This is a genomic window from Rhodospirillales bacterium (assembly GCA_018666775.1).
Taxonomy (GTDB): domain Bacteria; phylum Pseudomonadota; class Alphaproteobacteria; order SMXQ01; family SMXQ01; genus JABIXC01.
Map to the genome: position 1 here is coordinate 44825 of JABIXC010000011.1, position 22971 is coordinate 67795.

23 protein-coding genes and 1 tRNA gene are annotated in these 22971 nt (G+C 52.8%); 8 read left to right on the forward strand and 16 right to left on the reverse strand.

Going from position 1 to position 22971, the window contains the following annotated elements; all coding sequences use genetic code 11:
* Window positions 1-26: 26 nt before the first annotated feature.
* The 3 genes from HOJ08_06645 to HOJ08_06655 are packed head-to-tail and all read right to left on the reverse strand — an operon-like array spanning window position 27 to window position 1318.
* Window positions 27-248, reverse strand: coding sequence for a hypothetical protein (locus tag HOJ08_06645; protein ID MBT5673109.1), 222 nt, complete (start codon window positions 246-248; stop codon window positions 27-29).
* Between the two features lie 57 nt (window positions 249-305).
* The gene (locus tag HOJ08_06650; GenBank protein MBT5673110.1) at window positions 306-1067 is read right to left on the reverse strand and encodes a methyltransferase; all 762 of its coding nucleotides are present in this window, start codon (window positions 1065-1067) and stop codon (window positions 306-308) included.
* Window positions 1064-1318: a DUF2007 domain-containing protein gene (locus HOJ08_06655; protein ID MBT5673111.1), complete on the reverse strand. Its 255-nt coding sequence runs from the start codon at window positions 1316-1318 to the stop codon at window positions 1064-1066. The genes HOJ08_06650 and HOJ08_06655 overlap by 4 nt, the downstream gene beginning before the upstream one ends.
* Before the next feature lie 186 nt (window positions 1319-1504).
* Here HOJ08_06655 and HOJ08_06660 point away from each other — a divergent pair, with 186 nt between their 5' ends.
* A complete protein-coding gene (locus HOJ08_06660; protein MBT5673112.1) occupies window positions 1505-2527 on the forward strand; it encodes a polyprenyl synthetase family protein in 1023 nt (340 codons plus the stop codon).
* Window positions 2528-2545: 18 nt separating this feature from the next.
* Here the strand turns inward: HOJ08_06660 and HOJ08_06665 are convergent, their stop codons facing one another.
* The 3 genes from HOJ08_06665 to HOJ08_06675 form a co-directional block, all read right to left on the reverse strand.
* Window positions 2546-3616: an amidohydrolase family protein gene (locus tag HOJ08_06665; protein ID MBT5673113.1), complete on the reverse strand. Its 1071-nt coding sequence runs from the start codon at window positions 3614-3616 to the stop codon at window positions 2546-2548.
* A 139-nt stretch (window positions 3617-3755) separates the two neighbouring features.
* Window positions 3756-3832: transfer RNA gene (locus tag HOJ08_06670), tRNA-Pro, on the reverse strand.
* 133 nt (window positions 3833-3965) lie between these two features.
* A complete protein-coding gene (locus HOJ08_06675; GenBank protein ID MBT5673114.1) occupies window positions 3966-5117 on the reverse strand; it encodes a DUF2336 domain-containing protein in 1152 nt (383 codons plus the stop codon).
* A gap of 321 nt (window positions 5118-5438) precedes the next feature.
* Between HOJ08_06675 and HOJ08_06680 the strand changes: the two genes are divergently transcribed.
* On the forward strand, window positions 5439-5816 hold the full coding sequence (locus tag HOJ08_06680; GenBank protein ID MBT5673115.1) for a cytochrome c family protein: 378 nt from the start codon (window positions 5439-5441) through the stop codon (window positions 5814-5816).
* Window positions 5817-5881: 65 nt separating this feature from the next.
* Here HOJ08_06680 and HOJ08_06685 read toward each other — a convergent pair whose 3' ends face one another.
* Window positions 5882-6556, reverse strand: coding sequence for a hypothetical protein (locus tag HOJ08_06685; protein ID MBT5673116.1), 675 nt, complete (start codon window positions 6554-6556; stop codon window positions 5882-5884).
* Window positions 6557-6831: 275 nt separating this feature from the next.
* Between HOJ08_06685 and HOJ08_06690 the strand changes: the two genes are divergently transcribed.
* Window positions 6832-7821, forward strand: coding sequence for a hypothetical protein (locus tag HOJ08_06690; GenBank protein MBT5673117.1), 990 nt, complete (start codon window positions 6832-6834; stop codon window positions 7819-7821).
* A gap of 65 nt (window positions 7822-7886) precedes the next feature.
* Here the strand turns inward: HOJ08_06690 and HOJ08_06695 are convergent, their stop codons facing one another.
* The 3 genes from HOJ08_06695 to HOJ08_06705 are packed head-to-tail and all read right to left on the reverse strand — an operon-like array spanning window position 7887 to window position 11941.
* Window positions 7887-8315 carry a universal stress protein gene (locus HOJ08_06695; protein MBT5673118.1) on the reverse strand — a complete coding sequence of 143 codons (429 nt, stop codon included), beginning with the start codon at window positions 8313-8315 and terminating at the stop codon, window positions 7887-7889.
* Window positions 8316-8349: 34 nt separating this feature from the next.
* On the reverse strand, window positions 8350-10929 hold the full coding sequence (locus tag HOJ08_06700) for a TRAP transporter permease (protein ID MBT5673119.1): 2580 nt from the start codon (window positions 10927-10929) through the stop codon (window positions 8350-8352).
* Between the two features lie 10 nt (window positions 10930-10939).
* Window positions 10940-11941 carry a TAXI family TRAP transporter solute-binding subunit gene (locus HOJ08_06705; GenBank protein MBT5673120.1) on the reverse strand — a complete coding sequence of 334 codons (1002 nt, stop codon included), beginning with the start codon at window positions 11939-11941 and terminating at the stop codon, window positions 10940-10942.
* A 144-nt stretch (window positions 11942-12085) separates the two neighbouring features.
* Here HOJ08_06705 and HOJ08_06710 point away from each other — a divergent pair, with 144 nt between their 5' ends.
* A complete protein-coding gene (locus HOJ08_06710; GenBank protein ID MBT5673121.1) occupies window positions 12086-12613 on the forward strand; it encodes an adenine phosphoribosyltransferase in 528 nt (175 codons plus the stop codon).
* A 5-nt stretch (window positions 12614-12618) separates the two neighbouring features.
* Here HOJ08_06710 and HOJ08_06715 read toward each other — a convergent pair whose 3' ends face one another.
* From HOJ08_06715 to HOJ08_06725, 3 genes are read right to left on the reverse strand one after another with little or no spacing between them, the layout of a single operon-like run.
* Complete coding sequence (locus tag HOJ08_06715; GenBank protein MBT5673122.1) at window positions 12619-13026, reverse strand: response regulator; 408 nt, start codon at window positions 13024-13026, stop codon at window positions 12619-12621.
* Between the two features lie 49 nt (window positions 13027-13075).
* Window positions 13076-14638 carry a HAMP domain-containing protein gene (locus tag HOJ08_06720; GenBank protein ID MBT5673123.1) on the reverse strand — a complete coding sequence of 521 codons (1563 nt, stop codon included), beginning with the start codon at window positions 14636-14638 and terminating at the stop codon, window positions 13076-13078.
* A 4-nt stretch (window positions 14639-14642) separates the two neighbouring features.
* On the reverse strand, window positions 14643-15722 hold the full coding sequence (locus HOJ08_06725) for a phosphate/phosphite/phosphonate ABC transporter substrate-binding protein (protein ID MBT5673124.1): 1080 nt from the start codon (window positions 15720-15722) through the stop codon (window positions 14643-14645).
* A 424-nt stretch (window positions 15723-16146) separates the two neighbouring features.
* Between HOJ08_06725 and HOJ08_06730 the strand changes: the two genes are divergently transcribed.
* On the forward strand, window positions 16147-16716 hold the full coding sequence (locus HOJ08_06730; GenBank protein ID MBT5673125.1) for a hypothetical protein: 570 nt from the start codon (window positions 16147-16149) through the stop codon (window positions 16714-16716).
* Between the two features lie 22 nt (window positions 16717-16738).
* On the opposite strand, the gene HOJ08_06735 is transcribed toward HOJ08_06730, so the two are convergent.
* Both HOJ08_06735 and HOJ08_06740 read right to left on the reverse strand, forming a co-directional pair.
* Complete coding sequence (locus HOJ08_06735; GenBank protein MBT5673126.1) at window positions 16739-17284, reverse strand: hypothetical protein; 546 nt, start codon at window positions 17282-17284, stop codon at window positions 16739-16741.
* Window positions 17285-17421: 137 nt separating this feature from the next.
* Entirely contained in the window at window positions 17422-18195 is a 774-nt protein-coding gene (locus HOJ08_06740) for a DsbA family protein (protein MBT5673127.1), read from the reverse strand.
* Between the two features lie 108 nt (window positions 18196-18303).
* On the opposite strand from HOJ08_06740, the gene HOJ08_06745 reads away from it, so the two are divergent.
* From HOJ08_06745 to HOJ08_06755, 3 genes are read left to right on the forward strand one after another with little or no spacing between them, the layout of a single operon-like run.
* The gene (locus HOJ08_06745) at window positions 18304-19404 is read left to right on the forward strand and encodes a hypothetical protein (protein ID MBT5673128.1); all 1101 of its coding nucleotides are present in this window, start codon (window positions 18304-18306) and stop codon (window positions 19402-19404) included.
* Between the two features lie 5 nt (window positions 19405-19409).
* Entirely contained in the window at window positions 19410-21539 is a 2130-nt protein-coding gene (locus tag HOJ08_06750; protein ID MBT5673129.1) for an acetate--CoA ligase family protein, read from the forward strand.
* A gap of 29 nt (window positions 21540-21568) precedes the next feature.
* Complete coding sequence (locus tag HOJ08_06755; protein ID MBT5673130.1) at window positions 21569-22084, forward strand: cupin domain-containing protein; 516 nt, start codon at window positions 21569-21571, stop codon at window positions 22082-22084.
* A 54-nt stretch (window positions 22085-22138) separates the two neighbouring features.
* Here the strand turns inward: HOJ08_06755 and HOJ08_06760 are convergent, their stop codons facing one another.
* The gene (locus HOJ08_06760) at window positions 22139-22948 is read right to left on the reverse strand and encodes a VOC family protein (GenBank protein MBT5673131.1); all 810 of its coding nucleotides are present in this window, start codon (window positions 22946-22948) and stop codon (window positions 22139-22141) included.
* Between the last annotated feature and the right edge of the window lie 23 nt (window positions 22949-22971).

Consider the following 22971-nt stretch of genomic DNA (forward strand, 5'->3'; position numbering starts at 1 on the left):
CTTTCACCATCAGGCGCGCATGCCTGTTATTTAATCATTGGACAGTCATCACGCCCATCGGGGCATTCCGCCAAATTCCTTGGGCCATAGCTGTCACAAACCGGGCACTGGACAAGATCAAGCTGGGCATCTTCATTCCCATCATCAATTTTTTCCGTGCCGCCCTTACTTTTCAGTTCCAGCCATTTAAAGCCATACCAAACGGCCCCGATAATCAGGGCGAGGACAAGAAGCTTAGGGATGCTCAATCCAAACATGGCAGAGTTTTAATCGGACAACGGCAAAAGGGCAAGGAATGGCATGACTTAGAGGACAAGATTAGCCCCTTTACGAAGGATTTCTTCGGCCCGATCTGTATATTTGCCATCCGCACCGTGCAAAACCATCCCCCGGGCCAGCCGTAAGCCGCCCTTGAGGCCTTTACGGCCTTGAACAATCACCCGTTTTGCAGGGGTTTCGCCGCTATCGGGCCAAAGCGGAAAAACCACGATCTCTCCGATGCACCCCGATAAATGGGCCAATAATCCGTCCAGCCGATCGGCGCGGTGGATCAGGGTCATGGTGCCCTTTTCACGCAACATCCCGAGCCCAAAACGCAGCCAGGCATCCAGACCTTCACGTTCCATATTGGCGCGCGCCCGCCCCCCATGGGGTGAAACCGTGCCGTGATCTGCTTCCAGATAGGGTGGATTGGCCAAAACGTGATCAAACGATGCTGGCAACAAACGCCCCGGGGGCCGTGACAGATTGCCCACCATAAATTCCACCCGGTCATCCAGCCCGTTGAGGCGCGCGTTATCGCTGCCAAGGCGAACAAGATCGGGGTCAATTTCCAGCCCTGTTACCTTCAATCCTGAAACCCGCCATGCCAGCATGATGGCCGCAGCCCCCACCCCGGTGCCGATATCCAGCGCACTTTCACCATTTTGGGCTGGAATGCTGGCCGACAGAAAGACAGGATCAATGGCCGCGCGATAGCCAGTACGGGGCTGGCGCAGGCGCACTTGATTATCCAGAAACCCGTCTTCTGTAACCCCTGAATTTTCGGATTCTATCGGTTGGGTCATGCTTCGTCTTCCTTGTTTCCCCACCGAATATCTGCAGAAAGGTCTAACTCGGCCCGGGCAACATCCACCAATGCGCGCGCGGCCTCAAAATCTGTGTCATCCACCATCATGCGCCTTGGGATGGCATTGGCGCTGCCTTCCAGTACCGACATATTGCCATCAAGGACAAAGGTCTTGATGCCATCGCCCAAGAGCAAGGCTTCGGCCCAGGAAATCAACACAGGATCGTTGGTCCTGAAAAGTTCTTTCACGTGGCCTCTCCGCCAATAAACCCACAAATTTGCCCCCCCTCAAAACACCGCCACAAGACTTGCGGTCCTAGGGGGGTGCTTCTATGCTCCGCCACTCCATGCGCCCCGTCAAGGCTGCATCGGATTCAGCAACGCTCCCCTACTGTCCCAAACAGGGCAGGTCTTGTTAATTTAAGTGAGGTTCTCTTGGCCATCGTCGTCAATCTGGATGAAAAACGTGGAAAACCCGTACAGCCATCGCTGGATGGATTGCATCAGCTTGTGGCCGATGATCTTGGCCGCGTCAATGAAGCCGTTCTGAAAAACATGGAAAGCTCCGTGGCGCTAATTCCGCAACTGGCCGGACACATCATTGCCGCCGGGGGAAAACGAATCCGGCCCATGCTGTTGCTGGGGACTGCCAAACTGTGTGGCTATGAAGGCACCCGCCAAGTGGGATTGGCAGCGGCGGTAGAATTCATCCATACCGCAACCTTGCTTCACGATGATGTGGTTGACGAGTCTGATCTCCGCCGGGGCAAAAGCACCGCCAATGCGCTTTGGGGCAACAAATCAAGCGTCCTGGTTGGCGATTTTCTGTTTTCGCGGTCTTTCCGCCTCATGGTCGCCGATGGATCTTTAGAGGTTCTTTCTATTCTTTCCAACGCCGCCGCGGTCATCGCCGAGGGTGAGGTCATGCAGTTGACCACCGCAAATGATACCGCCACGTCCGAAGATGATTATCTGGAAGTCATCACCGCCAAGACGGCCACCCTGTTTGCAGCCGCCACCCAATTGGGTGCCGTTGTCGCTGGCCGGCCAAAGGTCGAACAGGCAACGCTGGAAGCGTTCGGACGCAACCTTGGCATCGCCTTTCAGTTGACCGACGACGTTTTGGATTATGTGGCCGCATCAGAAGATATGGGCAAAGACCCGGGTGATGATTTCCGCGAAGGGAAAGTAACCCTGCCCGTGGTTCTGGCCTTCAGGCGTGGCGATGAAACCGAACAGGCCTTTTGGCGGCGAACGCTGGAAGATCTGGAACAAGATGATGCCGATTTTGACCATGCCAGAGCATTAATGGAACGCCATGACGTGTTGACCGACTGTCAGGAACGGGCGCGGCACTACACACAAATCGCAAAAGACTCCCTTGATCCATTCCCTGATGGCGAGATCAAGGATGCGCTTTTAGAAGTGGTCGCCTTCTCCGCAGCGCGCAGCCACTAAACCGGTTCTAAGCAGCCGTTAAATCACCAGCTTATACAGATCGATGACATTCTGGCTTAAGACCCGTTTCTGGGCTTCGGGTGAAAGTTCGCCGCACTGGCGTCCCACAAAAGCTCTGGAATTGGGCCAGGTCATATTGGGGTGGGGATAGTCGCTGGACCACATGCAGTTTTTATCACCCCAGAATTTGAGGGTTTGTCCACCCACGTAATCATCCATAAACGTGGCATGAACATGATCCATAAAGATTTCGCTGGGCAATCTGGAAATCAAAAAATCTTCATTGGAATGGCCGGGCTTTGTATTGCGAAGATAATAATAATCCCACTGCTGCAAAATAAAGGGGATCCAGCCAATTTCGCCTTCGACGATTTCCACCGTCAGTTTGGGGTGACGTTCAAACACGCCAGACCAGATCAAATCGAACACCGTGGTCACCACCTCTGAGGTTTTGATGTTGACGGAACCGCGCACTTTTTCCATGCCCGCGCGTTTTTCACGGAAATAATTAAACCCGGTCAGAATGTGGAAATTAAGCGGATAATCCATTTCAGCCGCAGCCGCCCAAAGCTTTTCATAATGGGGCGAGGTCAGCGGCAATTTCGGATCCGGCACCTGCCAGACCAGCGCACCCTTAAGGCCCATATCATTGCAGCGATGCATTTCCTTGATCGCGCCATCGATGTCGTAAACCGAAATGCAAGGAATGGCGAACAGGCGCTTCGGAGACGTATTACAAAAATCAGCGATCCAGTCGTTGTAAACCCGAAAGGCTGCTTCTTGCACATCAGGCTCGGATGCAAACAGGCCGAGGGTAAAGGTTGGATACAGCACCTCTGCGGCAACGCCATCAATATCCATGTCGGTGATCCGGACGGCAGGGTCGCTGCCCCCCTTTGGCCGGGTATCGGGCTGAACCTTTGGGCGGGTCATCCGGTCAAGAATGCTTGGTGGCAATTCATTGAACATATCGGCCGGTTCATCCACATGGCCATCTGCGGAAACAAGAAAGCTCGGGACCTTTTCGCCCGCCGCTTTCATCTCCGGATCAACATAGCGCGCAGACATTTCATCGATTGTCATGGACATCGCATTTCTCCCATCTGTTAAGCGCTCAGGTTGGCCCTGAGCATTTTCGAAATTATGATTGGCTGGATTATATGGGAAAATACCGGCCCTTGGGAACCGTTTCGGGAATTTAAGGGTCCGACCATTGGCCTTGATGCATTGGTCGGGGAGAGAGGATTTGAACCTCCGACCCCCACGTCCCGAACGTGGTGCTCTACCAGGCTGAGCTACTCCCCGAAATGGCGGGTGCCAGCAACAAAGGCCGAACCCGCTTCAAGGCCGCCCTTATAGACCGCCCTTGACCCTTGCGCAACGCCACACAGCCCCAATGAGGGCCGGGACAGTCAATAAATGAGGGGTTCTGGCGGGGTTAGCCCGAAGAACGGTTCAGGGTCTCTTCGCTTGAACAAGTCTCAAGCTTGCTCAGCAGGTATTCCAGACTTTCTTCATCGATGGGGATTGCGCCGCCTTCTTTGTTTTCAAAATGGGTCAGAACGCGTTCCAGCATCCGGCGACGGAACCGCTCACGATCATATTTTTCACCGTCATAGCCCATTTCCTCAGCAACCTTTACGCCCACCAAGGTCGCAGGCAACAATTCCTTGCCCAAGCCTGCCTTCCCCCATAATGCCTGCAGACCCAGCTGTCCTTCGTCATGGATTAGAATCTGGGCATTGATCAACGAGATTTTGGCAAGATGGGCGAGGGATGATTCAAAAAAGGCAATATCGCCCATGCAAAGCGCCCTGAAGATGATCGAATCTGTCAGGCGATTACTTTCCGACAGGCTTTCCACCAAAGACGTCACTTCGCCGATGCCAAAACGGGGGTCCACAAGCCCCAATGTCGCCCGTTCGCGCACCTGAAGCACCAAATCTGCGGTATGATCGGGGGCTCCTTCGCCTTTATCTGCAAGAAGCGCTTCCAGGCTGGTTGTCACCATCGTGACCAACCGCTCGGCGATGTTGATGGGCACATGAGGGCGCCGGGTTACGGCTGTCGAAATTTCTTCCGAGTCACCAAACCGATCCAGGGCCCGCGCCAGGGTCGTTTCCCTGACATCAGCAGTGGTATTATGCATCAAGGTTGCGACTGTTTTTTCATTGCCTTGCTCAACCAGCGTATCGGCAACATTGGCTGAAATGCCTTCGCGCCGGGCAATGGCATTCTGTTTGTCTTCCCCTGTGGTCATAACAATTTCGATCAAATCCTGATCGGTCAGGATTTCCGAAAATTCCAAAACAGGGATCGCCACAGAATCAACGTCTTTAGCCAAACTCAGTGCCAATTCATGGGGGATATCGGGACATTCTTTGAGATGGTCAGAAAGGGCTTGGCGCACACGAATTTCCGCATCCTCGACCATGATCGAGAAAATTTCGAGCGCCATACCCCGTTCTTCTTCATTGAAAGTTTCTGCCTGGAACTGACCAGCCATCTTCTCAACCGTTTCCACCCGGGCTTCGGGGGATGGATCAGTTAGCAGACGCTCAACATCCTGTGCAGTAAGACGATCGACCATAAAACCTCACATATTAGAGCAAGCGGAAGCCGTCATTCTTCAAACTTCGAAAACGGCCCCCACCCCAGGGAAAATCGTTCCCGTCTATTCGGATTTTCTATTGTCAGGGGAACCTGTTAACCAAGCCTTAATATCAATCTCTAGGCCCCTGCCACAAAATGGCCAAAAATGTATGGCCTCTGTTGAATTGCTTGGCCGAAAGTGATACTGGAACACCAGCAAATTCGGGAAGCGGCATGCCGCTTATCAGTGGGGGTGGTCCTCTCTGGGATAACCCCCGGTAATTTCAGTTCTAAATTACAGTTCAAGGAGATGAACAACATGGCTAAATTTCGTTTTTTATCGGCATTACTGGCACTTGGCATTGTGTTTACAGGCACCAATGCAATTGCCGCAGGCGATGCCGCCAAAGGCAAGAAGGTCTACAAAAAATGCGCCATCTGCCATTCGACCAAAGCTGGCAAGAATAAAATCGGCCCGAGCCTTCATGGCATATTTGGGCGCAAGGCTGCCAAGGGCAAGGGCTTTCGCTATTCAAAGCCGATGAAAAAATCCGGCCTGACCTGGGATGCAGCCACCCTCGACAAATTCCTTAAAAAGCCCCGCAAAGTGGTCAAGAAAACACGGATGACCTTCCCCGGCCTGCGTTCTGCATCTCAGCGCGCTGACGTTATTGCGTATATCAAATCGCTTAAGTAACCACGAATACCTTTAAACGCATGCGAAAAAGGCCGGACATATGTCCGGCCTTTTTTCATTTTGCCCTAACCCAGAACGGCCCGTATTCGATCAACTCGGTCCGGCACGGAAATCATCTTATACGATGTAACCTCCAGGGTGCGATCTTCAAAGACCGTTGGGGCGGAACCGTCTTCTGCCGGGGCTGGGACCCATTTTTCAACCACCCCATCGCGCTCTTTGATCAAGGCGGCAATTTCAAATGCATACAAACGAACCATGGCGTTTAACCACCGATTGACCGGCCAGGATGGTTGGGCATGGGTGATTTCAAACATCCCGGTTAGTTCGATGACATCCTCACCTTTATACCAAATCTCGCCCGTGACCCAACGGTTGGTCGTGAACAAGCAAATCGGCTCACCCGCTTCATTCATGGAAATTCCAATGAGATGACTGAGCGCGTCAGTGGGATCATCCGGCATTTCAAAATCAGTTACCTCGGCCGGGCTCACATGATCAGGCATGCCTGCGGGACGCATAAATGTATGGAAATGCCCGTGTTCGCCAACCCTTAGATCAGCCGGATGCGCATGATAGAAAAACTGGCTGCCGCTATCCTTGTCATAGACATCGCCATCGGGATAATGATTCCATTCGTAAAATGTGCCCTTATCGCGCAGCAATTCACCGACGACATTGTCCCCGGTCTTTGCCAACACCGCCTTGATTTCCAGCGCCGTTTCACCCGCAACCCGCATTTTTTCAAGGGCGTCACGGTCCAGTTGTTCAAGAGCCACATCGAAGGCGCTTTCTTCAATGTTATCTGCCTTATCTGCTGGTTTTACCACCATGATGCCTTGCCTTCATGCCATTACAAATACAGTCACTCGGGTTTTAAACACGCCCATCCCCTTTGAACAGTGCCGGGAACGCAGATCACGAATTTGTGACCCATTGTGCATTTTACGACGTTAAATCAAACGATAGGATTATGTCATACACTGGTTGCACATAAAAAAATGAGGATAAATTTATGAAAACCTACCGCGATGGATTGCTTTCCGGCACCGTGCTTTCTGCCATCATTGGACTTTCCGGTTTTGGGATCAGTATTGGGATGGCCACCAATGCCCAAAGTGCTGGTCTGAACCTGCCCGCCCAACCCCGTGCAGAATCGACCCTGGTTGCGGCAAACAACCCCTGTAATCCCTGTGCCGCAAAAAATCCATGCGCGGCTAAGAACCCCTGCGCCGCTAAGAACCCCTGTGCGGCTAAGAACCCCTGTGCGGCTAAAAATCCCTGCGCCGCGAAAAACCCCTGCGCCGCGAAAAACCCGTGCAACCCGTGTGCCGCAAATCCATGCAACCCCTGTGCAGCAGGCGCATCGGCCAAAGCATCCAACTGTTTTGTCCCACGCCTGACAAAGGCCAAGGCCAACCCCTGTGCAGCCAAAAATCCCTGTGCCGCTAAAAATCCCTGTAACCCCTGTGGGGCCAAGAACCCTTGCGCCGCATCCGATGACATCGCAGTTTCCAATGCCGAAGCCGTCAAGGCTTACGCCTGCATCAGGCCTGTGTTGCAAACAGCCTATGGCAAATCAGGAAATTCAGTCGCGCTGGCCTATACGAAATGGAAAGATTACAGCGCGGTCCCCTATCCATCATCCACCCATGGCGGCCGCTTTGTTCGCAACTACGCCAACCCCAAGGGGGCCAATTACGGAAAATTTGAAAAGTCCGGGATCATGCCCCAGGGCACGGTTCTGGCCAAAGACAGTTTTTCGGTTACCAAAACCGGTGCCGTCGCCCCCGGCCCCTTATTCTTGATGGAAAAAATGGGCCGTGGCTTTAACAAGGCATCGGGAAATTGGCGCTACACCATGATCATGCCCAATGGGACAACATTCGGCGTTACCAAAGGCAAAAATTCGGCCGGAATGAAATTCTGCACCGAATGCCACGCGGCTGTCGGTGAAAATCAGGATCACATGTTCTTCCTTCCCGAAGAATTCCGATCAAAGTAACCTTTATACCCAAAATATGTTGATTCAAGATCGGGCGGGAACAATGTTCCCGCCCATTTTGTGAATTAGTCTCTCACCACCAAAACTGAAACATCGGCATGGCGCACCACCTGCGCCGCATTCGGCCCCAACAGATAATCTTTCAATGCCGGGCGATGGGACGCCATGATGACAAGATCAGCGCCAATTTCGTGCACGGTATCCAAAATTTCCTGATAAATGGTGCCCTGGGCAACGTGGCACGCCACCTTGATGTCGGCGGGCACCTGATCATCGATCAGCTTTCCCAATCTTTGGACGGTTTCGGTTTGCGCTTTTTCCATAAAGCCCGGTGGGAAATATCCCCCAACCAAACCTGTGCCAAAATCAGGGAGCACCGTCAGCGCATGAAGTTCCGCACCAAAAGCCTTGTTGTATTCGATCGCCACCGGAAACGCGCTGGCCCAGGAACTTTCCTGATCAATATCCACAGGAACCAAAATTATTTTGTACATGGCATCCTCCTTTATTTAACCCGTGCGGGACTGGTTATTTCTTGATTAAGCGCGCGCGCCGACGCTGCAAAACAACAACGCCCCCCAACAACAACAACGCCAGAATAAACATCCATTCCTTTGATGGACGATCAACAGGGACACTGACCGAACGAACCAGCCACCCTGCCTGCAAGCCTGCTTTTTCCGCCGAAGACCCGAAACCAACACTGGCAACACGCACACCATCGGGGCCAGCATTAATGCGAAGCCCGGCACCCTGAAGACGCTTTTTTGCCGACTGTTTTCTGCCCATGGGCAAAACGACAGACCGGGAAACAATGCCGCCGGTCGCTTTTTCACCCCGAGCCAGAAGCCGTAGAAAACCATCATCTGGCAATGATCCCGCAATCTTTTCTAGTTCCACTGCCGGTCGGGCCTGATAGGGCGGATAAACCTCATCCCAGAAAAATCCGGGCCTGAACAGGGTAAAGGCCACCAGAAATAGCACCGCGGTTTCCCAGAGACGGCTTTTGGTCATAAACCAGCCCATGGTCGCGGCCGCAAATACCAGCATAGCAATAAACGCACTGGCCACGGTTAAGACCAGATGCCAACCCCCATCAATGCCGATCAAAAGAATTTGGGTATTGAAGATAAACAGGAAGGGCAAGGCAATGGTCCGGGCAGAATAGAAAAATGCCTGAATGCCGGTTCGAATGGGATCGGCACCGGATATGGCCGATGCCGCAAAGGTGGCAAGGCCAACAGGCGGCGTCACATCGGCCATCAATCCAAAGTAAAACACAAATAAATGCACCGCGATCAACGGCACCATCAACCCGCCCTGGGCAGCCAATGCCACCACCACCGGTGCCATCAAGGTGGCGACCACAATGTAATTGGCCGTGGTTGGCAAGCCCATGCCAAGGATAAGGCTGATGATGGCGGTGAACACCAGCATCAAAACCAGATTGCCGCCGGAAATTAATTCGACAAATTCTGTCATGACAAGGCCAAGCCCGGTCAACGTGACGGCACCAACCACGATGCCCGCCGTGGCCGTGGCAATGGCAATCCCCACCATGTTCCGCCCACCGGAAACCAGCCCGGCCACAAGATCCCCAACACTGGCAGAAAACGTATCGCCCCAGGAAACTCGGCCCGTCGCGAACAGCATTTGCAAGGGCCGCTGGGTCAGTAAGATGCCAATCAGGCAAATGGTCGCCCAAAAGGCGCTTAGCGACGGAGAGAACCGCTCTATCATCAGGCACCAAACCAAAATCACCACGGGGATCAAATAATAAAGCCCGCCCTTTACTGTTTCGCCAAGGGGTGGCAATTGGGCACCAATGGGCGCATCCGCTGCCGGCTGGGGATAGCGCGATGCAAGCCGCAACAGCCCCAAATACGCCCCAAGTAAGATGGCCCCCGCAACCCAGGGCAGTGCATCACCCAAAAGCCCACGGGTCCAGGCCAGCCCCCAGTAAATGGCACCGGAAAAAGCCAGCACGCCTGAAAGAATCAGGCCATTGGAAATGACCCGGTCCCGCCCGCGAAGCCTGCCCTCGTGGCGAGGCAAGCCCACAAGCCCGGTTTTCACCGCCTCCAGATGCACAATGTAGAGAAGGGCTGCATAGGAAATGATGGCGGGCAAAAATGCGTGTTTGATCACCTCGATATAGGGAATCCCCACATACTCGACCATCAAAAATGCAGCCGCCCCCATAACCGGCGGCATGATCTGTCCGTTGACCGAAGAGGCAACTTCTACCGCCCCGGCCTTATCTGCCGGAAAACCAACCCGCTTCATCAGTGGAATGGTGAATGTGCCGGTGGTCACCACGTTGGCAATGGAAGACCCCGAAATCAGGCCCGTTAATCCAGAAGACACCACCGCCGCCTTGGCCGGCCCACCGCGCAGATGGCCCAACCCCGCATAGGAAACGCGAATAAACCATGCGCCCGCCCCAGCGCGTTCCAGCAACGCGCCAAACAACACAAACAGGAATACAAAATTGGTGGAAACGCCCAAAGCCACCCCAAAGACGCCTTCACTGGAAAGCCATTGGTGCGACATGGTCTTGGCCAGCGATGCACCCTGATGGGCGATCACCGCAGGCATCCACGGCCCGGCAAACCCATACCCCAGAAAGACAATGGCAACAATTGCCAGCGGCAGCCCCAATGCGCGCCGGGTGGCTTCCAACAGCAAAACCATGCCCACCGAAGCAATTGCGATATCGGTCAGGATTGGCGCCCCCGGACGCGATGCCAACGCATCCTGAAAAACAAGAATATAAGCCGCAGCAGATGCCGCCAGAATAGCCAGCACCCAGTCTATCACCGGCACCCGGTCGCGGGGCGAATGCGCACTGGCGGGGAATGCTGCAAAGGCCAGTAAAAGCGCGAATGTTAAATGGGTTGATCGTGCTTCTACAAAATTCAGATTAAAGACGCCAAACACAAATGGCAGCGGGGATGCATACCACAGCTGGAACAAAGACCACCCAAGTGCCAGAGAAAACAAAACCCGTTCAGCCATGCCCTTTGGTGCCCGCGCACCACTATCTGCGGCATGGACCAGTTCATCGACACCAGAACCGGGATTTGTTGTTTCTGTAGTTTCCGTCATTATCCGGAAACTACATCATGCCCTTTTCCTTGAAGTAACGGGCAGCCCCATCATGAAGCGGGGCAGAATTGCCGTCTTTGGCAAGGCGTTTCGGATCAAGATGACCAAATGCCGGATGCAATTTTTTGAACGCGGCAAAATTATCAAACACTGATTTGACCACATGATAAATGATATCTGCACTGGTCCGGGTCGATGCAACAAAGGTGGCTTTCACCCCAAACGTTGGAACGCCGCTGGCATTGCCCTTGTACATGCCGCCAGGAATGGTGGCCTTGGCATAATAGGGTGCCTTCGCAACCAATTTATCAATGGCAGCCCCTGTTACCGGGATCAATGCCGTATCACAGGCTGTGGTTGCTTCCTGGATCGACCCATTGGGATGGCCCACCACATAAACGATGGCGTCCACCTTGTTGTCACACAATGCCTGGGACTGTTCCGCAGGCTTCAATTCTGATGCCAGGGAAAAGTCCTTCGCGGTCCAGCCCATGGCACCCATAACAACTTCCATGGTCGCCCGCTGGCCAGAACCGGGATTGCCGATATTCATACGCTTGCCTTTAAGGTCCCCCAACGTCTTGATGCCAGAATCGCGGCGCGCCACCAGGGTAAAGGCCTCAGGGTGGACGGAAAACACCGATCGCAATTCTTTGAAAGCGCCCGATTTTGCAAATTTCGAACTGCCCCGTGATGCGTGATATTGCCAATCTGACTGGGCGATGCCCATATCCAGGTCACCGGAACGAATGGCATTGATATTATAAACCGATCCCCCGGTGCTTTCGACCGTGCACCGCACACCGTGTTCCTTGCGCCCCTTGTTGACCAACCGACAGATTGCACCGCCTGTGGGATAATAAACACCAGTCACACCACCGGTGCCAATGGTCACAAATTTCTGGCCGCCCTGATTGGACCCGCCGTTCATATTCAGCCCGCCGCCAAACAGAGCCCAAGCCCCAACAGCAACGATTGCGACAATAATGATGACAACAACATTCTTATTCATAACAAATATCTCCCATTGGCCTTTATGCCGGGTTGCGGGTAACTTGGGAACAGTCTAACAGAAAATGAGGCCATGCAAACCCGGCCAAACACAATGCCCTTCAGCGGCCTTCAGGGGGCCCTCAAACTAAGGATTTTTGGTTTTATGGACTTAAAGCAACACATCCGTTCAATCCCGGACTTTCCCAAACCCGGAATACTTTTCTACGATATTGCCACCTTGCTTGCCCATAGCGAAGCCTGGAAAAGCACGATTGATCAATTGGCAGAGATCATACGCCCCATGAAACCCACAGCCCTTGCAGGCATTGAATCTCGGGGCTTTCTAGTGGCAGCCCCCCTTGCCCTGCATTTGGGACTGGGATTCTTCATGATCCGCAAAAGCGGCAAACTACCCGGCCCCACCATTGCCCATGAATATGCGCTTGAATACGGGACCGACACCATCGAAATTCAGGAAGATGCCGTCAAGGCAGATGATCGCATTGTGGTCCTTGATGACCTTCTTGCTACCGGCGGGACGCTTGCGGCTTCCATCGACCTGATCCACCAACAAGGTGCTGATAACGGGGCAAAGGTTGTCGGGGCTGCGTGTGTTGTCGAGTTAACGTTTCTCGATGGCCGTCAACGTCTCGACGTGCCGTTTGAATCTCTGGTGACTTACGATTCCTGAAATATTTAAGACTTTTCCGGGCCTAAGGCTTCGGTGACAAACCGTGCAAGGGCTTTCAGGGGAACCGGCTTTTCGATCACGGCAAAGATGCTGGCGTCTTCCTGATGCGCCTTATAGATATATTCGGGATACCCAGACATCAAGATCACCTTGGGCTGGTAATCCAGCTTGCTGACCAGCCGAGAAACGTGAATACCGTCAAGCCCGGGCATTTTCATATCCATCACAACCACTGCAGGACGGGTATTCTTGATTTCATGGAAAGCCGCAAAGCCATTATCAGCAACAATCACATCAATACCGCGCCGGGTAAGAAACTCCGTGATCTCACCTTGCTGTAAGGGATCATCATCAACCACCAAAACCTTGGTGCTGACGGCTCTGCTTTCCCCGCTGGTTTCCATATTTATCATTTTTCTTGCCGCCTAAAGTTTAAATTGGGGTATCAAACACAGCTTTCGCTTAAATCCCCGGATCATGGTTTACATCATGATCTGCTTCCACTTTTGGAAGGACTAGCGTGAAGATGGCACCCCCACCAAAATTTTCAACCTTAATCTGCCCCCCCATTGCATTAATGATGCCAAAGCTGATGGACAAACCAAGCCCGGTTCCTTTGGTCACTTCCTTGGTCGTGAAAAAAGGATCAAAAATACGCTCTATCACATCGTCGGGAATTCCCCCGCCATTATCCTTAACCTGAATGACCACGCCATCACGGCGGCTATCCAAAATGACATCAATCCGCCCAGAAGTTCCCGGGTTTCTATCCATATTTTCAGGCTGATTCTCGACAATGGCATCCCGGGCATTGGTCATAAAGTTGATAAGCACCTGGGCCAGTTCATTGCGACTTCCAAGAATCCGAAGGGGGGTATCATCCAAATCTAGGGTCACAATAATGCCGTCATCGACAAACTGAAGCGCCAAAAGGGAACAGGCATCCCTGATCGATTCCCGGGGGTCAATAATGTCCAAAGGCCCTTCGCTACGGCCAACCACACACATGCGCTGAATCATTTCGCCCATTTTGGCCGACTGTTCAGAGATCATTCGTAATTTAGAGAGTTCAAATTCTTGATTAGAAAAGCCATCTTCGATGGCATGTTGTGCATTTTCTGATGCCAGACGAATGGTATTAAGGGGCTGGTTCAATTCATGGGCCATGCCCACGGCCATTTCACCAAGGGTGGCAAGCCTGGATACTTCGGAAACCTGTTTCAAGTTCACCGACACTTCCTCCAATGTCTTGGCAAGCTCTCCTAATTCACCGGCCCCGTTTGGCGGCGGCGTTTCATCATATCGACCAACCCCGATGCGCCGGGCATACCGTGCTAGTTTGTGAATAAATCCTGATAGGTTGCGAACCATCATCAGACTGATGCCAAGACCAAGGAGCCCAATCACGGCAGCAATCACGGCAGCAATCACACTATAAATTGTCAGAAATTTCTGGCCGCTTTCTTTTGTGATATCCCCGATATGGCCCGTGACGGTCTTGATGCTGCCCTTGATGCGTTCAAGGGAAAGCCCTAATTTCACGCACCCGATCAGCTTTGTTCCCAGTTGCACCGGGGCCACCAAATGCAACACTGAACCATCATTGCCCGAAACCACATGTCCCGCAGCCAACCCCCGGGCCACAGCCTGTTTTCCCATTGGGGCATTTTTATATGCAATGCTGGATGAGCCACGTTCGGCAAGAACCCTGTTCTGGGGATCCAGCACCGCCACATAAAGAACACCGGGTTGGCCAGACAGAGCCTTGACATGCTCTTCTATGATGCTGATCTCTAGTCGGTAAACATGCTCAATCAGAGACGTCGCAAGCAAGCGAGAAAGGCTCTCACCCTTGATTTTCGTTTGACGATAGAGCGAGGAGGATACTGCCTCTGTGGTCGCCTGCGAAACGCTGGAAACCATGGTGCGGAATTCAAACAGATGCGCCACAGACATCAGCCCGACGATTGTCACCACCAAGGCAATGACAAAAATGGAATAACGGGCCTGAAGACCAAGTTTCATAAAACTACTTTAAAAGGTCTTTGATTGATCGGTAAAGCTTCCTTGCATCCATAAGCGCCATGGCTGATTTTCCTGTTAATTTGGAATAACGGCTGACTCTATAATGTTTTTCTCGCAATTCTTCCGCTTTCGGGTCCGTCGCAAATTGCAAATGGGCTTTTTCGATCGCCCGGACCATATCAGGGGCCATATCACCCCGGACAAGAACCAGAGACCGAATGACCGGTTGCGACGTGAATAAAATCCGCAAATCCTTCTTAAAGCGAAGCGGCGTTTGATTTTGCCGATCCCAATCCAGATTTGACACAGCCCCCCCATCAACACGGCCACGGGCAACCCAGGCTGAAACATTTTTTTCATCCCCAGCAAACACATATCCAATCCGCCCTGCGGGCACCGGATCTCTGGCGTTGGCAAGAGCAACCATTTGCAATCCTTGTTCGCGCAATTTGGCCATGGGGAGTAAAAAGCTGGTTGTCGAGCCAGGGTCCTCAAACACAAGCCGCTTACCTTTCAAATCGGCAAGCGTTCCTATGGTGCTCATACGGGAAACAACGAATATGGAATTATAACTGGCCTTTCCCCCACGCCATTCGTGCAAAAGAATTTTGGCACCCGTTTGGGCCTCTAACGAAAGCGCCAAAAAAACGCTCTCGGTGATGAGGTCAACACGCCCGGTGCGCAATAGATTTTTCATTTCCGCACCATTGCGCGTCACAATAACCCTGCTCGCCCGAATGCCCTGATGCTTTAACAATGGCACAATCCACCTGGCCGCTGCCTCAAGACGAGGGATAACCCGTCGTGCCCGACCAGAAACCCGGCCAATAATAAATGTCTGGCTTCGGGGAATGGCTTCGACACCCTGTTCAGGATGATCCAGAATTTGTTGTGCCAAAATTTGCTGTGTAGGGAATTGGGAAACAGAGAATGGAGCTTCTTTCTGCTGGCCTAGCTGCTGGCCTAGCTGCTGGCCTAGCTGCTGGCCTAGCTGCTGGCCTGGCGCGGCAAACGCCTCATGGACGAGCACGCCGCCCAACAGAGGGAAAAACAGAACAATAATGCCAAGCAACCTGCCGAACATATCTGCCGCATCCTTTCTGGCCTTGTGGTCAACAAATCCCACGACAATTCTGACCCCGGTTTTGCCTGTCTTTTCAACACTACGGCCGAGACCAAACCTCCAGACAACCATGTCCCTTGGAACTATGGCCACCCTAGGTTACAGTAACAACCTAAAAAATGTTTGAATCCTTCTGCCCAAACAAGGGCAACACCCAACTGCCACAGAGGCAACCATGAGAGGCCCAACATGAAAAAAAACACTTTCCATCGTCGCTCTTGCCGTCCTTACCATCAGTGTTGGGGCAGCCATTTATCTCTATCTGTCTTTTGGCACTCTGGTAAAATCGGGTGTTGAAAGCTATGGGCCTAAATTCACCCAGACCAAAGTCACCCTTGGTGGGGTTCAAGCATCCCTGTTCGGCGGAAAAGTCGGAATATCAGATTTGTTTATTGGCAACCCCAAGGGGTTCAAAACCAACCACGCCTTCAAGGTGGGGACAGTCCGGGTTGTTGTCGATCGCGGCACACTGGCCAGCGATGTGATTCACATCAAGGAAATTACCATCGATGCCCCAGACATCATCTATGAAAAGGGCAAGGGTGGATCCAATTTTGATGTCATTCAGAAAAATGTTGCCGAGGCTGCCAATGACAAAGGCAAGACCGAAAAAAGCGAAACAGACGCAGACAAGGGCGAGGGGCCAAAGCTGGTTATCGATAATCTATACATTCGCAATGCCAAAGTAGCCTTCAGTGCAAGTTTCCTTGGCGGCAAGGTCATTCCCATTCCCATGCCTGACATTCACCTGAAAGATATCGGCAAGGAAAAAAAGGGCGCAAGCCCTGCAGACGTTGCGAAGAAAGTCATCGACAAGCTTACGGGTTCCATTACCGGAGCGGTGGCTGGCATTAATATGGATGCAATCAAAAAACAAACCGAGGCCATTACCGAAGGCGCAAAAGGTGCGCTGGAAGACGTAACCAAAGGCATCAAGGGCCTGTTTGGGAAATAGACCAGCTGTAAAAGTCAGGGTTTCAGTCGAACAATTCGTCCACGGCCGACTGGTCAAGGGTGGATGCTGCGGCTTTGTCTTTCGTCTCAGTGGCATCTAATTGATCGAATGTCACGATGGCACCGTTTATGATTGATCCTGCAGATTCCTGTAATGCCCTGAGGGCTGGCAGGGTTGATGCAACAACTTCGCGCAGAATATCGTCATTGCCACCTGACAGCGCTTTTTCGGCTGCCTCAATCCCTTCGAACAATGCAACATCAAGCCGGGCCGTCACCGTATCAAACGGCACGCGGTAACAATCAGGGGCATGTTCATAGGCCTTTATTGCCAAATCACGGTCGGAAAAACCGGAATAACGAAAATGATTCACATATGATTTTGGACGCCATGCCTTCACATCTTCCAGGCAATCAGGCATGTCAGGCAGCATCTCATACATCATCATCACTTCGTTATAATGATTGAGATAGTCCGTCGCGAGCATGCTTTGCTCGTTGATATTCGTGCCCGCAAGCGCCGCCTGAACAGCTTTGCTTTCAACAATATGGGAACGTTTTGTATTCATTTCTTCCTTCCAGATTCTTCTAAAGAAGAAAATCTCACCACACAAACAACCATACCATCTTAACCGCCCCCGGTTTCTGGCAGGTTAACGATTGCCCGTTTAAAAGCATCTTATAAAAATTATTAAAAATCAGGGTGTTAGCAGCTATCACACCGCTTGCGCGCCGCAACAACCAATTGTCGGAGGGTCGCTAAATCTACAAATCCGGGCATCATCACGTCGCCAATAATGAATGCGGGCGTGCCCGTTATGCCCAACCGTTCAGCCAGCATTTTGCTCTCACCAATCACGTGATCAATACGCGGGTCTATCATATCTGCACGCAACCGGGGAACATCCATCCCAAGTGAACGCGCCATTCCCATGACAGTGGCATCACTAAATTCGCCCCGGTGCCCCATGAGTTTTTCATGCATTTTCTGATATTTTCCCTGAGCAACCGATGCGATCGCAGCACGCGCAGCGAAAACCGAAGGCGGTCCCAAAATGGGAAATTCCTTGAACACCACCCGAATATTGGGATCAGATTTCAACAAGGCAAGAACCGGTGCCAACGACCGTTTGCAATAGGGACAGCGGTAATCAAAAAATTCGACGATTGTAACATCGCCCTTTGGGTTGCCTAGAACGGGCAAGCCGCGGCCTTCACGGATCAATTTCTTGTGGGCCGTCATGATTTGCACACGCTGTGCATTCATCGCCGCATCACGGTGCTGTTCCAGTGCCTGGATGGCATCTGTAATCATGGTCGGGTTCGCCAAAATGGCACCGCGCACCCGTTGCCCAAAATGATTGTCCGGAATATTTCCAGAATTTGGCGCATTTGAGGGCAGCGTTAAGGGCACCATTACCAAAGCCCCAACGACCACAACCACCAAAACAGCGACCAGCGCCACAAACCGTGCCTTCATAAACAACCCCTAACCCAATAAACAAAGAATTTTTAAGCACTCAGAAAACGCAGTATAACATGGTGATACTTTTATTGATCAGCTATTCAGTGCCAGAGAGGGAGCCTCATGAAAATTGCCGAAATGCACATTGATCCGTGCAGCCTGTCCAAGGAAGACCCGACATGGCGGTTTGCTCTTGCCGCCAATCCCATGACGGAAGGCTGGGCCGTTTCTATCACGGCCGAAGACGGCACCACAGGCTATGGCTACGCATCATCCATGCCCCATTACGGCGCACCCCTGGCTTCGGTAAAAGGCAATCTTGAGGGGTTTTCCGAAATTTTGATCGGCCATGATTCCAGGCGGATTGCAGAGATTATGACCGCCTTGGACCACAAGGTGGTCGGCAACAATCAGGCCAAGGCGGCCATTGATTGTGCCCTTCACGATCTTTTGGCGCGCCGCCTTGGGGTGCCGCTTTGTGACTTGTTCGGCGGTGCATGCCGCGAAGATTTTCCATCCCTTCGTATTCTTGCCATCAAAAGCCCAAAAGATATGGCCGCAAGTGCCAGAACCCTGATGGACAAGGGCGTGCGCCACTTCAAAATCAAGGTCCATGGCGATGTCGAAGAAGATGTTGCAAGGGTTGGGGCCATTCGCGAAGAAGTGGGCAAAGATGCCTTTCTCACCATTGATGCCAATCAGTCCTACACCCCGAAAAATGCCATCCGGGCCATCAACCGCATGGCCGATTTCGGAATTGATCTGGCCGAACAGCCCGTCCCGGCCCGGGATCTGGAAGGCCTGAAAATGGTAACCCAATCGGTTTCGGTTCCAATCGAGGCGGATGAAGCAGCCGATTCTCTCGACCAAGTCATGGCTCTGGTGCGCATGCGCGCCGTTGATGCCATCAGCCTTAAAATCACCAAATTGGGTGGCTTGCGCAACACCATCGCTGCGGCGCGCATCTGTGAAGCGGGCAACGTGCGTTACCGCATCGGCGCCCATGTCGGATCACGGCTGATTGCCGCCCATGCCATGCACATGGCGGCCACCTTGCCCGGCATCTGGTATGCCTGTGAATTAACGGAATTTGATCGCCTGCTTGATGATCCATTTGAAGGCATCGAAGTCGATAACGGCACCCTGCACCTAACCGATGCACCGGGTTGTGGCGTCAGCCCACGCAGTGACAGCGCCATTGCCCTCGCCCATCAGGCGGGCTGATAAAAATGTCTAGGGGTAACAAGCGCCCCCGTGCCATGGATGCCCTGATGGCGCCCCGTTCGGTTGCCGTGGTCGGCGCATCAGACAAAGCCAATGTCGGCGGGCGCATTTATCGCAACATGTTGGGTCGGGGGTTTTCTGGCCCCCTTTATCCGGTGAACCCAAATTACAAACGCGTGGGCGGGCAGCCCTGCTGGGCCGATATTGATAGCTTGCCCGAAATCCCAGATTGCGTGGCCATCGCCGTGCCGGTTCATGGGGTGTTTGAGCCTTTGGAGGCTGCCGCCCGCAAAGGCGTGCGCGCCGCCGTGGTCATGGCAGAAGGGTTTAATGATGCAGGCACCCCTGAGGGGCGCGCCCGAACCGCGCGCCTGAAAAAGCTCGCCGTCAAATATGACATGGCCATATCGGGTCCTAATTCCATGGGCATCGTCAGCCTTAATCGAAACTTTGCCACGGCCTTTACCAATCTGCCCGATGGCTTGATCCCGGGGGCTGTTTCGGTGGTATCCCAATCGGGCGGATTGCTCAATGCCACAATCGAACTTGGCCATAACCGATCCATCGGGTTCAACCACCTGATATCGGCAGGCAATGAAGCCATCGTCAACAGTGCCGATTACATCACCTGGCTGGCCGATGATTCCAAAACCAAAGTCATCATCAACATCGTTGAAGGCGTGGTTGATGGCAGGCGTTACGCCGCCGCCCTTCGCTATGCCAACACCAAAAAACCGGTGGTGGTTTTAAAACTGGGGCGCACCGATGCGGGCCGCCGGGCCGCCATTGCTCATACCGGCAGCCTGTCTGGAGATCAGGCCGCCTGGGACGCGATGATGGAAACCACTGGGGCCATATCGGTGGAAAGCGTTGACCAGTTGATTGAAACGGCAAACCTGTTTTCAAAACTTAAGCCCCCCAAAGGGGACCGGGTATTTATCTTTTCAGTCTCGGGCGGGGCCACGGTATTGGCCGGTGATCTGGCCAGAAAAGCGGGGCTCCGATTGCCGCCGCTTTCGGAAAAAACCAGCCGGGCATTGGGCAAAATTCTTGGCGTTGACCGTAAATTTCAAAATCCCATGGATGTGGTTGGTGCGCCCCGGCTGGTGCGCGACGACAACCTCACGCGCTGTCTTGATGTTTTGGCAAAAGACACCGCTTTTGATGCCATCGCCCTGGTTATGGTGGTGCAACGCGACACCTCTGCCAGCCACAAGATTTTGCACGAACAATTTCACACCAAAACACCAACGATAAAAAAACCGGTGATTATGGTTTCCGAAATGGCATGGACCCCGGCATTAAGGCCCGCCCCCGGGGGGCCAGCAGTCGCCGCCACCCTGGATGACGGTTTGCTGGCCATTCGCCATTTGGTGGATTATGGCGCACACAAAAAGCCTAAAGCGCCCGCGCGCGCGCGCCGGACGATTGACCTGAATTTGGTACAATCTGGCCCCCTCACAGAACCCGAAAGCGCCGGGCTTTTGGCGGAAAAAGCGAACCTGCCCTTCGCCCGTTGGGAATATGTCAAAACACCCGCTGACGCCATCAAAGCAGCAAAAAAGATGGGCTTTCCGGTTGCCCTGAAAGGGGTTGCACGCGGATTGGTCCACAAAACTGAAGCCCATGGGGTTCATCTTGACCTTCAAACCGGGGCTGGCGTTAAACAAGCCGCCATTAATATCGCCCGCGCCGTCAAACGCCACGCACCCAAAGCCCAGTGGGAAGGCTTCATGGTCCAAAAAATGATTGAAGCCCCCGCTGGCAGTGTCGAGATGATTTTAGGCGCGCGATTTGATCCACAATTTGGCCCCCTGTTGGTGATCGGTGCGGGTGGAAAATTCGCAGAATTATTCGACGATAGCCAAACCATGCTGGCCCCTATCACGGCGTCTCAGGCACGCGCAGCACTTAGCCGCCTTAAAGTCGACCGGCTGCTGCGGGGGTTCCGGGGAAGCCCCGCACTGGATCGGGCGGCATTGATCAAAACAATGGTGAATTTTTCACGGTTTATTGCTGCCACCGAAGGCCAAATTCTCGAAATCGACCTCAACCCCGTGATCGTTTTGCCGAAAATGGGCAAAAAAAGCGGCGTGGTCATTGTCGATGCACTCGTCGTCCCCAAAAGTCGCTAGAATGACACCAAATCTGGGAGGAAAAAACCATGACGGATTTGCCAAAAGCACCTAAAAAATCAGACCCTATCCCTTGGGACGGGGATCACGATGCAAAACCCAGCTTTTTTAAAATGAAGGCGCAATTGCTTGATGGGGGCAACACGGAAACGCCGCTCGCCATCGGTGATCATCTTTGGCTCAAGATCAAGGTCTATGCCAAAGGCGGCGAAAACCAGCTTCATGCCCACCCCCACCAAGACCATTCATTTATCGTTCTTGATGGGCGCGCCTGTTTCCACGGGCCTCGGGATGAACAAAAGGAACTGGGGAAGGGTGAGGGGATTTTCCTGCCCAAGGGCAGTTTTTACTGGTTTGAAACCATCAGTGAAGAACCATTGGTTTTGCTTCGCGTCGGTGCTACCGAAGCCGATGTCGCGAGCCAAGACACCAAACACCCAGACACACGCATCATGCCCGATGGCAGCTGGCAGGTCCGTCGCGGACGGAGCGACACCTTTGTGTCAAAAGACATCGATTATCGTGATGGGGAATTTTACGAATAAAGAAAAAAATTGCGTGCGCGAAAGCGATTAATCGCCTGCGCGCACGCAAAATACTCAGTGTTCGGTGATGTCGAGCCAGGTGCCGTCGGGATCGCACATCTGGTATTCACCGGTTGCCCATTGGCGGAAAAAACCGGCGCGAACGTCGGCTTCTTTTGCACCGCCCAGGTTCACAGGGGCCAAATATTGGTTGGCACCGGTTGCGTCTTTCACGTCTTGTTTGAGCTGTTCAATGCTTTCAACCTTCAGGCCAATGTGATCGGGGCCGGGCCGTTTGATGACCATGCCTTCGAGCACGCCAATGGACCACGGCATCAAGGCCAAGGTCACACGACCATCGGTCAATTCGACCGAGCCGTTATCGGGTTGTTTGTTGGAAAGCTTCAATTCAAACACGTCTTGATAAAAATCAGCGACCCTTTGAACATTCGGAGTGCGGATCGCAAATTTGTTAAGATAGCGATCCTGATTCCAGCTTTCCTTTGCCGATTCGGCATACATGTTGGAACGCTTGTCGTCCTTTTTCTGGGCAAGATCGAAGATATTACAATCAGGATCATTACCGCTATAGGCCGCAAAAGGCCGGGTCGAAGGCCGCTTGACCAGATCGGAATCTGGCCATTTTTTCTGGATGCGCGCCAAAACTTCTTCGACATCATCGACGACAAACCCAAAATGATCGAGCCCGCCTGAACAGCCATCGCGTTTTGGGTTGATGTTGATGCCGGCATAACCGTCACTACAAACGACCCCGTGAAATGGACGGTGTGTCCCGGTTTTAAGGCCGAATACGGCTTCATAGAACCGGCCAACCATGGGGTAATTACTGCTGGCCATGGCCATATGATTGATAGATGCAAACATATTTTTATCTCCCTAAAATAAGG

Coding starts and splice junctions, on each gene's coding strand:
- HOJ08_06650 (MBT5673110.1), bottom strand. CDS start 1,067: ATGACCCAACCGATAGAATCCGAAAATTCAGGGGTTACAGAAGACGGG.
- HOJ08_06665 (MBT5673113.1), bottom strand. CDS start 3,616: ATGTCCATGACAATCGATGAAATGTCTGCGCGCTATGTTGATCCGGAG.
- HOJ08_06675 (MBT5673114.1), bottom strand. CDS start 5,117: ATGGTCGATCGTCTTACTGCACAGGATGTTGAGCGTCTGCTAACTGAT.
- HOJ08_06680 (MBT5673115.1), top strand. CDS start 5,439: ATGGCTAAATTTCGTTTTTTATCGGCATTACTGGCACTTGGCATTGTG.
- HOJ08_06685 (MBT5673116.1), bottom strand. CDS start 6,556: ATGCGGGTTGCGGGTGAAACGGCGCTGGAAATCAAGGCGGTGTTGGCA.
- HOJ08_06690 (MBT5673117.1), top strand. CDS start 6,832: ATGAAAACCTACCGCGATGGATTGCTTTCCGGCACCGTGCTTTCTGCC.
- HOJ08_06695 (MBT5673118.1), bottom strand. CDS start 8,315: ATGTACAAAATAATTTTGGTTCCTGTGGATATTGATCAGGAAAGTTCC.
- HOJ08_06700 (MBT5673119.1), bottom strand. CDS start 10,929: ATGACGGAAACTACAGAAACAACAAATCCCGGTTCTGGTGTCGATGAA.
- HOJ08_06705 (MBT5673120.1), bottom strand. CDS start 11,941: ATGAATAAGAATGTTGTTGTCATCATTATTGTCGCAATCGTTGCTGTT.
- HOJ08_06710 (MBT5673121.1), top strand. CDS start 12,086: ATGGACTTAAAGCAACACATCCGTTCAATCCCGGACTTTCCCAAACCC.
- HOJ08_06715 (MBT5673122.1), bottom strand. CDS start 13,026: ATGATAAATATGGAAACCAGCGGGGAAAGCAGAGCCGTCAGCACCAAG.
- HOJ08_06720 (MBT5673123.1), bottom strand. CDS start 14,638: ATGAAACTTGGTCTTCAGGCCCGTTATTCCATTTTTGTCATTGCCTTG.
- HOJ08_06725 (MBT5673124.1), bottom strand. CDS start 15,722: ATGTTCGGCAGGTTGCTTGGCATTATTGTTCTGTTTTTCCCTCTGTTG.
- HOJ08_06735 (MBT5673126.1), bottom strand. CDS start 17,284: ATGAATACAAAACGTTCCCATATTGTTGAAAGCAAAGCTGTTCAGGCG.
- HOJ08_06740 (MBT5673127.1), bottom strand. CDS start 18,195: ATGAAGGCACGGTTTGTGGCGCTGGTCGCTGTTTTGGTGGTTGTGGTC.
- HOJ08_06745 (MBT5673128.1), top strand. CDS start 18,304: ATGAAAATTGCCGAAATGCACATTGATCCGTGCAGCCTGTCCAAGGAA.
- HOJ08_06750 (MBT5673129.1), top strand. CDS start 19,410: ATGTCTAGGGGTAACAAGCGCCCCCGTGCCATGGATGCCCTGATGGCG.
- HOJ08_06755 (MBT5673130.1), top strand. CDS start 21,569: ATGACGGATTTGCCAAAAGCACCTAAAAAATCAGACCCTATCCCTTGG.
- HOJ08_06760 (MBT5673131.1), bottom strand. CDS start 22,948: ATGTTTGCATCTATCAATCATATGGCCATGGCCAGCAGTAATTACCCC.